This window comes from Photobacterium frigidiphilum (assembly GCF_003025615.1).
Taxonomy (GTDB): Bacteria; Pseudomonadota; Gammaproteobacteria; order Enterobacterales; family Vibrionaceae; genus Photobacterium; species Photobacterium frigidiphilum.
This window is the reverse complement of record NZ_PYMJ01000030.1, coordinates 41,339-53,059: the sequence shown is the minus strand read 5'-3', so window position 1 is coordinate 53,059 and position 11,721 is coordinate 41,339. Positions and strand designations below refer to the sequence as shown.

The window sequence follows — 11,721 nt, the reverse complement described above, 5'->3', positions numbered from 1 at the left end:
AAGGGGATGCTATGTCAAAAATAATGCCTAATTTGAGTACTGGTGGTGGCTTTAGTGCTAGCACGAATGAAGCGCTTAGAATCGCCTTTACTATCACAATTTGTATGTTAGCTGGAAAGTTGTTGGATTTAGACTCAGCTGTATATTTAGCATTATATCCATCAATTGTGATGACAAAAGCAAAAGACTATTCGCTTAAAGGGCTAGTGAAAATGTTTGCGCCCACTTTTCTTGCTGCATCAACGGCGTTACTCGTCGTTGAAGTGTTTCAAGATCATCCTTTTATTGTATGGACAATAAGCCTTATTTTTATCGATCAGTTACGACGTCGTGCAAATACACCTGCAAAATTAGGTGGAATGTTAATGCCGACATTTAACTGGATTTTGGTTGTCGTATTTGCACAAACAACGACAATGGATATGCCAGATCGTATCCGAGAAATACTCTTATCCATGATCATTACGATTATCGTGACAAAAGTGATGGTATGGATATTTCCCATGAAAAAAGGCAACAAGCCACCAGTATTTACACCACAATATGTTACGTATCAAAACCGCTTGGTATCAATGGGATTAATTGGCTGCGGGTTAGCATTTTTAATGATTGTGGATTTAATTTCAGCCACATTCTGTATGGTGCCTGTTATTGCTGCTGCAACGCAGTTTTCACGCAGTAAATTTATTGATGTTGTCGAGCGCCGTTTTATCACTCAGGTAGGTGGCTGTGCAGTTGCTGTTGTTTTCACGATATTTATGGCTGGGCACCAAAACATTATAGGGTATTACGTATTAGGATTAGGATTGACCGTTTTTATTATCGCAAAATTAATGGTGACCTCTGAAGGCGTATCAAAAGACATTCATGGTGATGCATTGTTGGCCACCATGTTACCGATTCAGCTGTATATTGGAAATAATACCCTAGGTTTGGAAAGTACCTTCTTACGAGCATGGGAACTTACAGTGACTTTAGGTATATTATTTATTGTTTATACCCTTACAAAAACGCGCGTGAATCAAATTGCTTCGTTAACATAACGTCGCAGCACTTAATGAAGTATGAGATAACCATGACCAAGCCAATTACAATGATTCCAGAGTTAGAGAACAACACATCTTTCATGTTGGGTTTAGCCTATAAACAGTTTAGAACCATTGCTAACCAAACATTGGCGATAGAGTGTGATATTACATTGGAAATGCTGGGTGCATTGCGAGTACTGGCGCATTTGGGTGAAGTACCTCAGCAAGCATTAGCAGAAGCATTACGTCGTGAACGCTCGGTGACTAAGCGTTTAGTGGATAACTGCATTAAACGTGATTTGGTTGAAGTGCGTAAAAGTGAGCTGAATAAGAAAGCCCGTTACCTTGTATTAACCAAAAAAGGGGTTGAAGTGAAAGACAAAGCGCACCAGCAACTGAGTGCGCTTGTCGACGACTTTTACTCACCGTTAACAACACAAGAGCGAGGGTTAATTCTGTCTTTATGTAAGAAGCTTATTCGCGATGATATCTTTTTGACGGGTGAATGATGTCTTTATAGCTTGGCAAATTAAAGCGTAAGGTGCAGGGTACGTCGTATTGATTGGCAGCGCTTTTTATCTAAAGGATCATTAAGGTAAATACCTTTATCTTCAGCACTTTTTCGATAAATAAGGGCTTTTGCTCGGTCGCCACTGTCTAAACGATCATATTCTTTTAATGTACGAATTTTCAGTAAGTTGTATTTAGAAGAATCGCTAGAGTCGATATTTTTACAATATTCCATTGCTCCAGCATTAGCTCCTAGTTTTGCGGCATCGCTGAATAGGGCGGCTTGAACTGAAAACGAACTTAATAAAATCGCACTAAGACCAAGAATAGGAATATATTTTTTCATTTGATTCTCCGAAACAGTAATTATCAGACAGGTGCAGTTTGCCCAATTCGGTGAATCCTTTTTTACCTTTATACGCCATTTAATGAAAAAAGAGAGTCGATAGTTAGACGAATAAACATCAATCGATGAAACGCAGAGAGATAGGCGGTAACAGAAAAAATCAGTGATATAGGTGCAACTAGTACAGGTATGTTACTGAACTGAACAGTTTAATTTTAGTGCTCGGCTTACTTTCATTTTTACCGATCGCCAGTGAGTTTTGGGTACTTTGGGGGCGCAATTCAATAAGTGTTGGAATTCTTGTTCTGAAGGTTGTACTTCACCACCATGAGCGAGAATAATGGAATCTGGCTTTAAGGCGATAATTTTATGTAATGAATTACGGTAGCGATTAGGATAAAAAACAGGGAAGGGTGGAATATAGTTACCTTTTACTTTTACCATTAAATCTGCCACATAAACACGATTACTTGGAATATGATATAACGATATATCCCTATCGGTATGACCTTGAGTAGCAAGAGCGACCCAGTCAGGAAAATTGGGTAAGGCATCACCATCGTTAAGCTTATAGTCTGTTTTTAGCTTACTCGAATACCAGATATTGCGGCGTGGTTTCTTCATGCGCTTTGCCACCCATTTGGCGAGTAGCATGTCGGTTAAATGCATGAGCACCCCTTCAAGCCCGTTATACCATTGACCTGGCACATTCGCTGCTGCAATTTTACAGCCTGTTAAAGTTCGTAGTTTATGTGCCGCCCCAGCATGATCAGGGTGCATGTGGGTAACAATGATCAGGTTAAGATCGCTCATTGGTCTTTGTAGTGTTCTAATAATAAAGTGCTTTAAAACAGGTATATCCGCTCGGCTACAGCCATCGAGTAATAGCAGTTTATCTTTATACTCAACTAAATAAATGGATTGAATATAACCGTCTAATTTATGTAATTTCATCGTAAAAGGGGCACACTTCAGGTTAATGATTAGTTGAACATTTATAATAGCCCTAAGAATGCATATTGCCCAACTGATCTGACCATTAAACTACCTGACGATTTAAAATAGTATCTAACTACACTCGAAAATCAGGTTTTATACTAAGGCGGCTGTGTGGCGTAGTTTTAAACTGAAGAGATAAAGGGAGGGGGAATAACGCCAACCAGATGGTCAGCGTATTTTGAATATCTTGAGTGCTTAGCGCAATCAGATCAATCTATCGACGTCGAGGTGCACGCGATCTTTCTTTATGGGCAGAAGCCGCTTTTGCTTGAGAAAGCTCAATTGATTCAACAGTCAACACCATTGGCTCTCGTGGCAGAACGCCTACAGCAAAGATACGCTTACGAGGCGGTAATGAAAACTCTGCTTCACTTGCTCTTGGCATACGCTTAAAACGAGATAGGTAAAAGTTTTCTAACTTCTCTCTAGCCCATTCTGTTTTACGAAAGAATTTAACGCAACCTTCTAGGGTTGGGTTGGTGTTAAAACAGTGAAAACGCATAGCAGTTCCAAGGATCTCCCAGCCATAAAAGTCGATAAGTTCTGTTAGTAAAACCTCTAACTTAAGGCCATGTAACGGGTTGTTTTGTTGTTCTTCTATCATTGCGATTCCTAAAACGGGTATTTATAGCGTGATCTCCGCCTATTATACTGTGTACTTGGGTTGAATGAATACAATTTAATCCACTATTCATTAGCAATCGCTATCTACACGTTTAACCTCATAAATGCCGGTTACTCGTACAGCGCTATAACTGACATAACAGTGGTTATTCAAATCACTAGCTTGCTCAAAAGATAAAATATCCGTATCAAAATATCGACCCTCTATTTCATTGTCAGTTGATTCTCATTCTCATAATTTGAGATTATAAAGAATTAATAACATTAAAATTCTCACCAGGTGAGAATTGCGTTTGTGTTTTGCTTTAAAGAGGATTAAAAATGTTAGAGAAGACAACATCGAGTAGAAATCTCTTGAGCCCAAATCAACGGTTATTACAAATTTTACTGACGATCTCCTCATCTTCTGAACCGCTATCAGCACAGATGATCAGTGAACAGACAGATACGCCAGTGAGTTCTGTATATCGCTACATAGCCACGCTTCGTGAATGGAATTTTATTGAAGAGCAACCGAGTGGTAAGCGCTATACGGTTGGTCCTGCTGCGCTGCAACTAATGCGTAATTTTCATACGTTTTCGCCTTTGTCTGAAGGGGTTAGACCTGTACTAAAGCGCTTACAAGATCAAACCGGCGAGATGTCGGCTTATATGGTTCCCGTTGGGTTTAATGCTTTATGTGTCGAAATGGTAGATAGCCCTTATGCGTTAAGGTGTAGTTATCAGCAAGGCCAAAGCCAGCCGCTTATTTTAGGTGCCTCATCAAAAGTAATATTAGCGCAATTTAATGAGAAGCGATTACTCAGTACGTTAACGCATTTTGGCATTGTGGATGAGCATGAAAAAGCTAAGTGGTTCAATGAATTGCGATGTATTAAAAAAGAAGGTTATGCGTTAAGTACGTCTGAATTTGATCTGGGTGTATCCAGTGTGAGTGCTCCAGTATTTTTGAATAAAAAAGTGGTGGGTGCCATTAGTGTAATGGCGCCTGAAGAACGCATTAATAATAAAAAAAACAGCATCATATTTGCTGTATTACAAGCTGCTCGAATGTTGCCTCCTGAATGGTAATGCAATAGTCCGGCTATATTAGGAGGCACAATGTTTTTTAAACAGTTAAATCAGTGGTTTGTTCGAGTTATTCCTAATAGTTACCATAGTTCAACAACTTTTCGTTCTTACACTGAACAGTCTCAGGTTGGTGCGGTATTATTGGGTGTTGCTTCAGACTTGAGCCTTGGTCGTTACCGTGGCCGTTTAGGTGATAGTGACGGACCTGAGAGTATCTGCCGGGCGCTAAAAAAAGAGTATAAAGGTTCACCTTCTTTTCCATTGTATGATGCGGGCATTATTGATGAACTCGATGGGCTTGAATTTAATGAATTACAAGCTTTGCAATATCAGAAAATAGTCGGTTTTTTTGATAAAGGTCATTTCCCTGTCATATTGGGTGGTGGGCATGAAATATCAATTTCTAGTTATCAAGCGCTGTCTGATTATGTTAATCAACCAAAACATATTGCACATCAGCTTAATGATAATAATGAAGAGAAAGGGCGTCAGGCTCGAGTAGGGGTTATTAATTTCGATGCACATTTCGAATTACGACCAACATTATCGCCAAAAGTCGGATCAGTATTCCATTCTATTGCGAGTTATTGTACAGAGCATCATCGTCCTTTCCATTATTTAGGTTTAGGTATATGCAATCGAACTAATTCACAATCATCATTTGAATATGCAGAGAAATTAGGTTGTCATTGGCTATTAGATAAAGAAATGACGATGCGAAATAAAAAGATTGTGCAGAATAAGATTGATCGTTTCTTGAGCGAGATTGATTATATACATATTAGTTTTGATCTGTCGGTTTTTTCTGCAACTGTCGCTTCAGGTGTTAATTTGTCGCGGGTTCAAGGGGTTGAGTGGTCGATTGTTGAGTATGCGCTTAAGCGAATTATCAGCAGCGGAAAAGTGAAAATATTAGATGTTGTTGAATTAAACCCAGAGTTTGATTACGAAGATCAAACGGCACGCATAGCGGCAAAAGTCGTGAGTACCGTTTTAAGTAAACAAGCCATGTTGTGAAAAGTGGCGATCTATTATTAGCCTGATCACTCAGAGCTTTATGCGCAGTCTGGCAGTGCCTTTATCTGTGCTGTTATTAACCTCGTCATGAACACTTTCATTAATTCCTGCATTTTCTAAAGCCGCGGGTACTGCACAGCACAATAGCACTTCATCGTCATTGATTGATGAAGTGTGCTCTGTTTGATAAGCCACTTTACCGGATACAAGTTTGGTTTTGCATGCGCCACACTGACCACTTCGACAGCCAAATTCTGGTGTTAATCCATGTGCTTCTGCAAAGTCGAGTAATGAACCGTCTTCTTTTGACCAAGCTTGCTCTACGTTGGAATCGGTAAATTCGATGATGGCTTCTGTTGCTGCTGGCAAAGGTTTGAATAGGCGAGTGGCATTGTCTGCGTTTCTTTTGAGTGACGCGGGCCCAAATTCTTCAGCATATATTCTGGCATCACTGATTCCGAGACCACGTAATAGTGCGTACGTGGCTTGCATAAAACCGGTAGGGCCACATAAATAAACGTCGTAATCATCCAAGGGTAATATTGCTTGTAATAACGCTTTTGATATTCGCCCATGATGATGAAAGTCTTCACCGTGTTTAAGATGTTTATCTATTTTCCCTAGAGACCAAAAGGCTCTGATCTTTCCGCCCGAAGATTCGCTTATTGTATTCAGCTCTTCAAAAAAAGATCGTTGTTCTTTATTTTTCGCTGCGCCGATAAAGGTGATATCGCGAGTAAAGTGGGTACGCATACCTTCCTTCAGTGCATGACGCACCATTGATACCATTGGAGTTATACCGACACCCCCAGCCAGTAATACTGCGGGACGTTTTTCTGTGGTATCAAAAGTAAAATCCCCACAGGGAGCCTTGGCATAAAGGGTATCTCCAACGTTTAAATTATCATGAAGATAATTCGAAAAAATACCATCGGGAACATTGTTGTCAGTTGAGGTTTCGCGTTTTACGCTTATACGATAATGTGAATCTGTTGGCGCGCTTGATAGGGTATAAGTACGGATCTGTTTCTGTCCTTTAATGTCGGCTTTAACCGTTAAAAACTGACCCGGTTTGAATGTGGGTTGCTGGTGATCTTGAGCTTCTAAATAGAAAGAGGTTATTACGCTGCTTTCTTTTATCATCTTGGTGACACTATACGGTAGCCATTTACTCTTAGCTTCTTCGCTTTTATGTTCTTCGCTTTTATGTTCTTCGCTTTTATGTTCTTCGCTTTTATGTTCTTCGCTTTTATGTTCTTCGCTTTTATGTTCTTCGCTTTTATGTTCTTCGCTTTTATGTTCTTCGCTTTTATGTTCTTCTCTTTTATGTGTATTAGCTTGTTGACGGTTTTTTGCCGCTTCCCAAGTATCTGTTTGTAGAGTACTGGGTGAGAATTGATCTAATTTCCAGCGTAACGGTAATCCGTGACGAATCCATCGGCCGTGATCGATGCGAAATGTCCATAAGCGTTCAGCCCCTTCAAAGTATTTTGTTTCTGGGCTATCCCATAGAATTTCAACGGTTCCGGTCAGTGTTAACAGGTGACCATTTTCAAAATCTACAAACAATAAGCCTGCCTTTGAATTTTCAATGAAATTGCCAAACGTGTTGAAATGAAAATTCCCCGAATAGTCTGGAATCGTTAATGTTTTGTCATTATCGACTCGAATAAAGCCCGGCTTTCCACCGCGGTGAGACACATCTGCACCCTCACTGGCTAAGGTGTTGTCTGGGTCATGATTGTCGACATAACTCGCGACAAAGAATGTGTCGCTATTCGCAATCAATGCTTTGGCTTGTTCGTCGAAAGTGTGGATGTGTTCGATGCTAGGTGTTGGTAATAAGGTAGGGTCGAGCATGTCGAGTTCGCGAGTTTGGATATATTGTGGGCAATTACCAAAGGCTTGATCAACATGCAGTTGAAAGCCATTTTCTGAGTGCTCAGTAACATGGGCTGCTAAGCGATTACGTCGTCGAGTGGTCAATTCAATACCCAGTAAGCCCAATCGAGTTCCCTTCTTAATGGCATCAGCCAAAGGATCGCCAACAACAGGTACAGTGTTGATTGTTAAGATTCTGTCGTCACTAGAGCGCATGAAACCAGGGTCATTGAATAATATTGATGCCCACGGCCACCCATTGCCATCGGCATGCCCAATAAAAACAAATGATAATTGATTATAAAATTCACGGTGTTGTTCTGGCATAAAATCACGGATAACTTGGCGACCAAAGCGCTCCATTTTTTCACGCACCCCAAGGCGACTTTGTGCTGCTTGCTCTCCTTGATGAAAAGGTGAGTCTTTCGGTTGGTGTGATGCGTTCTCTGTCGATGATGAATACGATGGCGTTTTCATATTACGTATCCTGCTTATTATTATTGTATGGGGGTGTGGTGATTACCTGACAATAACGGTGTGAGAGTGATTGTCAGGCATGTCGCTAAGTTAAGCGTTTAAAGCCACAGTATTCAAACCAGCTGCACTTGTTTGCATATAAAGGAAACCCGGTAGATTTTCAAAACGCGTCAACCAAGCACGAATATTGGGATACGCTTCAAGGGAAATATCCCCTTCAGGTGCATGTGCAATGTAAGTGTAATTGGCAACATCGGCAATCGTTGGATTTTCGGTTACCAGCCAATTACGGCCTTCCAAATGGTTCTCTAGTTGGGCGAGTATTACATGTGCTGTAACCGTGGCTGCTTTTTTATCGAGATCAGCCCCAAACACATTAATGAGACGTGCTGTAGCGGGTCCGGAATTCACTTTGCCTGCCGCAACAGAAAGAAAACGTTGTACTTTAGCGGCCTGAACAGCGTTTTTCGGTAACCATGTGTGTTTGTCGTCATATTGAGTGGCTAAATAAACAAGGATAGCGTTTGAATCAGAAAGTGTAATGTCGCCATCATCAATGACAGGCACTTGACCAAAACTATTTTTCTGCAAAAAAGCCGCTTCCTTATGTGCGCCATTGGCGAGATCCACATCAATAATGTCGGCTTCCAATGCAAGAAGGGATAAGAATACTTCGATTCGATGTGAGTGGCCTGAAAGTGCGTGGCGGTATAGTTTAATTGCTGACATAAGTTTCTCTCCAGTGTGGGTAATCATCATTGTGTTGCTGATGGAGTAAGTATCGGTGTTAATGGTTTGTTGATAAAGAGTGTTTCCATTGAATGATTGTCAATGCTACATTGACAGTTATGGACACTTTAGATGGCATGAAAACAATTGTTGCAGTGGTTGAAACGGGTTCATTCACCGCTGCAAGTGAGCGTCAGAGTTTATCGAAAGCACTGGTGAGTAAATATGTAGGTGAAGTCGAAAATCGCCTAGGTGTACGCTTATTTAATCGCTCAACCCGACGTTTGGCACTGACTGAAGAAGGGCAACGTTACTATGATCAGGTGATTCCTTTGTTGGAAGAGTTTGAGGCATTGGTTGATAACGTAACTGGAGAGCAAACGACCCCACGAGGTCTGCTGCGGGTTAGTGTTCCGCAAACATTTGGTGAGATGAGATTGTCACCGTTGATCCCCAAGTTTCTAGATGCCAATCCAGAGATGAGTATCGACTTACAGTTATCGGATCGAAAGATTGATATGTTGGAAGAGGGTATTGATGTCGTCATTCGAATCGGCGGTGTTGATGACTCAAGCTTGATTGCAAGGCGAATTAAAACGCTACCGTTATTATTGTGTGCATCTCCTGCATATATAGAACGGCACGGAGAACCTGAAAATGCTCAGCATATTAGCCAGCATCACTGCATCATAGACAGTAATTTTCGAATTGGTAAACAGTGGCCAATTGTATCGCCAGATGGGCAAACGGATTTAATTGAAGTCAGCTCGAAAATCGCAGTGAATAGCCCGCGAGCGGTAAAGGCAATAACAATGGCTGGTGGAGGGATAGGTATGATTCCACGTTTTATTGTGGAATCAGAAATGGAGGAGGGGCTGTTACAAGAAATCTTGCCGGGCTATCGCACGCTAGAATTTGGTTTATTTGCGATATACCCACACCGCCGTTATTTGTCGAAGAAAGTACGCTGCTTTATTGATTTTTTAGTCGCTGAGTTTTCAGAATAGCCACTAAGCCACTAAGCCACTAAGCCACTAAGCCACTAGTCAACTAATCAATGCAATTTCATAATTGATGATTTGGTTGCCAATATGCACGTTGACGTCGTCGTGTAATTCTCGACCAATTAACGCTTCCCCTAACGGAGACGTAGGAGTAATAACAATAATATCTTTTTCATCAAAACGAACTTTTAAACCGCCAGCAGATGGAGCAAAAAAGACGTATTTGTTGTTATCATCTTCATCGATAAGTTGTATTAAACACCCTAAAGTGACAATTTTCTTTTCTGTATCATTTGCGATATCTATTTTTTTGAAGGCCAGAATATCGGCTTCACATTCTGCTACTCGCTGAGCTTGACCATGCGCTAAATACGATGCTTCTAACGCTAATGTGTCATATTGATTTTCAGCCACATTTTCATCATTCGTTGCCGTATTGTATGCACGTAATGCCGCTTCAACAGCACCTTGATGCGTCGCCTCTAATGCGGAAATCATCTGTTCGAGTAACAAGGTTTTATCCATACCTACACGTTTAACCATTTTGGATATAAGTAAAGGCTATATCCTAGATAGTCAAACGTGACGAGTAAAGAATAAGCGTATAAATATTACGAGGCGGCAACCATTGGAATGAATCGTGAGCGGATAGTGTCATAACACCAGTTATACACAATGGCATAAACAAGGAAAAAGATAACAACACCAGCATCCATTATAAATACCGTCCAAAAATCGAGTTGTAGTACCCACATCATCAGAGGGAAACTAACAAAGACCAAGCCCAATTCGAAACCAAGACCATGGCCAATTCGTATTTTTAATCCGCGAGATGCACGATTTTCACCGAACACACGGTCAAAAACGAGGTTGTAGATATAGTTCCAAGTCATTGCGATCATAGAAAGCCCGATGGCTAAACCAGCAACAGATTTGGTGTCTGCTTTCGTTACAAAAGATGCGGCTACCATGAAACAAAGTAGTGCAATTATTTCGAATAATACACTATGAAAAATACGTTCTTTAAATGACATTTGAAACCTTCGAGACGTTATGGGTAAATCATGTGGTATATAATCATCAATAAATGAGATGATTGATAGTTAGTTATTATCAGGAAAAGTGATATGTGCAATTTAGAACAGCTAAGAATGTTTGTGGTTACAGCACAGTTGGGTTCATTTTCTGCCTGCGCGCGTAAGCTTGGGAAGGTGCAATCAGCAGTAAGCCAAGGAATCGCAACACTAGAAATTGATTTAGATACGCAACTCTTTGACCGTAGTACCCGCAAACCGTCACTGACACTAGAAGGGCAACGTTTATTATCATTCGCGCAGGCTATTTTGCAGCAAACGAATGAATTAGAAAACGCGGCAAATGCGTTGAACAATAATAATGAAACCCAATTAAAATTAGCGGTGGATGATGCATTATTATTGCCAGTGTTATGGCAAATATTGTCTGATTTTTCAGTATTATTTCCTGCCACAATCTTAGATTTTTATACCGTTTCTACGCCTGATGTGTATGCATTGGTGCATTCGGGTAGGGCAGATATAGGGTTAATGTTCGCAAACAGTGGTTTTCCTCAAGATGTTGATCTTTGTTACGTGGGCAGCTTGCCTTTTCATGGTGTTGTTAGCCCTTCGCACCCTTTAGCTTTGTTAGAAACGGTAAAAGCGGCTGATTTAATCCCTTACCGGCAGTTGTTGATTAAAGGTATTGAGGGGCAAGAATTGTCTCACTTTCCTATGATTTCGGCGCATTTATGGTGGGGGAATACATTTAATGGGGTGAATCAGTTAGTTAAAAATGGTATTGGTTGGGGGTATATTCCTAGCCATATGTCTGATGAGGGAGTTGCAGAGGGGAAGATGGCTCGGTTGAATTTAAGCTTCGATCATAAACCTTGGCGCGTTCCTATTGATCGTGTGATGTCGAAGAAAAAAGCCAAGGGCCCTGCTTTAACGTGGCTAGCCGATGCTCTAACTGGTTTACTTGAAGACTAGAAAAGGCTGACCACCTATTCGATGAT

The 11,721-nt window shown here is 40.8% G+C and carries 13 protein-coding genes; 6 read left to right on the top strand and 7 right to left on the bottom strand.

All coding sequences use genetic code 11. From position 1 onward, the window contains the following. The first annotated feature begins 11 nt into the window (after nucleotides 1-11). Both C9J12_RS22505 and C9J12_RS22500 read left to right on the top strand, forming a co-directional pair. Nucleotides 12-1,043 (top strand): DUF2955 domain-containing protein, encoded by a 1,032-nt coding sequence (locus C9J12_RS22505; RefSeq protein ID WP_227876434.1) that lies wholly within the window; start codon nucleotides 12-14, stop codon nucleotides 1,041-1,043. 32 nt (nucleotides 1,044-1,075) lie between these two features. Then, the gene (locus C9J12_RS22500; protein ID WP_107244739.1) at nucleotides 1,076-1,537 is read left to right on the top strand and encodes a MarR family winged helix-turn-helix transcriptional regulator; all 462 of its coding nucleotides are present in this window, start codon (nucleotides 1,076-1,078) and stop codon (nucleotides 1,535-1,537) included. A 20-nt stretch (nucleotides 1,538-1,557) separates the two neighbouring features. Here the strand turns inward: C9J12_RS22500 and C9J12_RS22495 are convergent, their stop codons facing one another. The 3 genes from C9J12_RS22495 to C9J12_RS22485 form a co-directional block, all read right to left on the bottom strand. Beyond that, on the bottom strand, nucleotides 1,558-1,884 hold the full coding sequence (locus C9J12_RS22495) for a hypothetical protein (protein ID WP_107244738.1): 327 nt from the start codon (nucleotides 1,882-1,884) through the stop codon (nucleotides 1,558-1,560). Nucleotides 1,885-2,076: 192 nt separating this feature from the next. Next, entirely contained in the window at nucleotides 2,077-2,838 is a 762-nt protein-coding gene (locus tag C9J12_RS22490) for an MBL fold metallo-hydrolase (RefSeq protein WP_107244737.1), read from the bottom strand. A gap of 259 nt (nucleotides 2,839-3,097) precedes the next feature. Beyond that, nucleotides 3,098-3,487: a VF530 family protein gene (locus tag C9J12_RS22485; protein WP_107244736.1), complete on the bottom strand. Its 390-nt coding sequence runs from the start codon at nucleotides 3,485-3,487 to the stop codon at nucleotides 3,098-3,100. 341 nt (nucleotides 3,488-3,828) lie between these two features. Between C9J12_RS22485 and C9J12_RS22480 the strand changes: the two genes are divergently transcribed. Both C9J12_RS22480 and C9J12_RS22475 read left to right on the top strand, forming a co-directional pair. Next, the gene (locus tag C9J12_RS22480) at nucleotides 3,829-4,578 is read left to right on the top strand and encodes an IclR family transcriptional regulator (protein WP_107244735.1); all 750 of its coding nucleotides are present in this window, start codon (nucleotides 3,829-3,831) and stop codon (nucleotides 4,576-4,578) included. Nucleotides 4,579-4,608: 30 nt separating this feature from the next. Beyond that, nucleotides 4,609-5,595, top strand: a complete 987-nt coding sequence (locus C9J12_RS22475; RefSeq protein ID WP_107244734.1) for a formimidoylglutamase — start codon at nucleotides 4,609-4,611, stop codon at nucleotides 5,593-5,595. 30 nt (nucleotides 5,596-5,625) lie between these two features. Here the strand turns inward: C9J12_RS22475 and C9J12_RS31225 are convergent, their stop codons facing one another. Further along, nucleotides 5,626-7,953 carry a pyridoxamine 5'-phosphate oxidase family protein gene (locus tag C9J12_RS31225; RefSeq protein ID WP_227876433.1) on the bottom strand — a complete coding sequence of 776 codons (2,328 nt, stop codon included), beginning with the start codon at nucleotides 7,951-7,953 and terminating at the stop codon, nucleotides 5,626-5,628. A 90-nt stretch (nucleotides 7,954-8,043) separates the two neighbouring features. Beyond that, entirely contained in the window at nucleotides 8,044-8,682 is a 639-nt protein-coding gene (locus tag C9J12_RS22465; RefSeq protein ID WP_107244733.1) for a glutathione S-transferase, read from the bottom strand. 119 nt (nucleotides 8,683-8,801) lie between these two features. Here C9J12_RS22465 and C9J12_RS22460 point away from each other — a divergent pair, with 119 nt between their 5' ends. Continuing rightward, entirely contained in the window at nucleotides 8,802-9,689 is an 888-nt protein-coding gene (locus tag C9J12_RS22460) for a LysR family transcriptional regulator (protein WP_107244776.1), read from the top strand. A gap of 39 nt (nucleotides 9,690-9,728) precedes the next feature. Here the strand turns inward: C9J12_RS22460 and C9J12_RS22455 are convergent, their stop codons facing one another. Further along, complete coding sequence (locus C9J12_RS22455; RefSeq protein ID WP_107244775.1) at nucleotides 9,729-10,211, bottom strand: GreA/GreB family elongation factor; 483 nt, start codon at nucleotides 10,209-10,211, stop codon at nucleotides 9,729-9,731. A gap of 86 nt (nucleotides 10,212-10,297) precedes the next feature. Beyond that, nucleotides 10,298-10,720, bottom strand: coding sequence for a PACE efflux transporter (locus C9J12_RS22450; protein WP_107244732.1), 423 nt, complete (start codon nucleotides 10,718-10,720; stop codon nucleotides 10,298-10,300). Between the two features lie 93 nt (nucleotides 10,721-10,813). On the opposite strand from C9J12_RS22450, the gene C9J12_RS22445 reads away from it, so the two are divergent. Next, the gene (locus tag C9J12_RS22445; RefSeq protein WP_107244731.1) at nucleotides 10,814-11,695 is read left to right on the top strand and encodes a LysR family transcriptional regulator; all 882 of its coding nucleotides are present in this window, start codon (nucleotides 10,814-10,816) and stop codon (nucleotides 11,693-11,695) included. Nucleotides 11,696-11,721: the final 26 nt, after the last annotated feature.

What these genes read in the sequence shown, in the direction of transcription:
- C9J12_RS22450 (WP_107244732.1), bottom strand. Translation starts at nt 10,720, where the DNA reads ATGTCATTTAAAGAACGTATTTTTCATAGTGTATTATTCGAAATAATT.
- C9J12_RS22475 (WP_107244734.1), top strand. Translation starts at nt 4,609, where the DNA reads ATGTTTTTTAAACAGTTAAATCAGTGGTTTGTTCGAGTTATTCCTAAT.
- C9J12_RS22465 (WP_107244733.1), bottom strand. Translation starts at nt 8,682, where the DNA reads ATGTCAGCAATTAAACTATACCGCCACGCACTTTCAGGCCACTCACAT.
- C9J12_RS22505 (WP_227876434.1), top strand. Translation starts at nt 12, where the DNA reads ATGTCAAAAATAATGCCTAATTTGAGTACTGGTGGTGGCTTTAGTGCT.
- C9J12_RS22485 (WP_107244736.1), bottom strand. Translation starts at nt 3,487, where the DNA reads ATGATAGAAGAACAACAAAACAACCCGTTACATGGCCTTAAGTTAGAG.
- C9J12_RS22500 (WP_107244739.1), top strand. Translation starts at nt 1,076, where the DNA reads ATGACCAAGCCAATTACAATGATTCCAGAGTTAGAGAACAACACATCT.
- C9J12_RS22445 (WP_107244731.1), top strand. Translation starts at nt 10,814, where the DNA reads ATGTGCAATTTAGAACAGCTAAGAATGTTTGTGGTTACAGCACAGTTG.
- C9J12_RS22495 (WP_107244738.1), bottom strand. Translation starts at nt 1,884, where the DNA reads ATGAAAAAATATATTCCTATTCTTGGTCTTAGTGCGATTTTATTAAGT.
- C9J12_RS22460 (WP_107244776.1), top strand. Translation starts at nt 8,802, where the DNA reads ATGGACACTTTAGATGGCATGAAAACAATTGTTGCAGTGGTTGAAACG.
- C9J12_RS22480 (WP_107244735.1), top strand. Translation starts at nt 3,829, where the DNA reads ATGTTAGAGAAGACAACATCGAGTAGAAATCTCTTGAGCCCAAATCAA.
- C9J12_RS22455 (WP_107244775.1), bottom strand. Translation starts at nt 10,211, where the DNA reads ATGGATAAAACCTTGTTACTCGAACAGATGATTTCCGCATTAGAGGCG.
- C9J12_RS31225 (WP_227876433.1), bottom strand. Translation starts at nt 7,953, where the DNA reads ATGAAAACGCCATCGTATTCATCATCGACAGAGAACGCATCACACCAA.
- C9J12_RS22490 (WP_107244737.1), bottom strand. Translation starts at nt 2,838, where the DNA reads ATGAAATTACATAAATTAGACGGTTATATTCAATCCATTTATTTAGTT.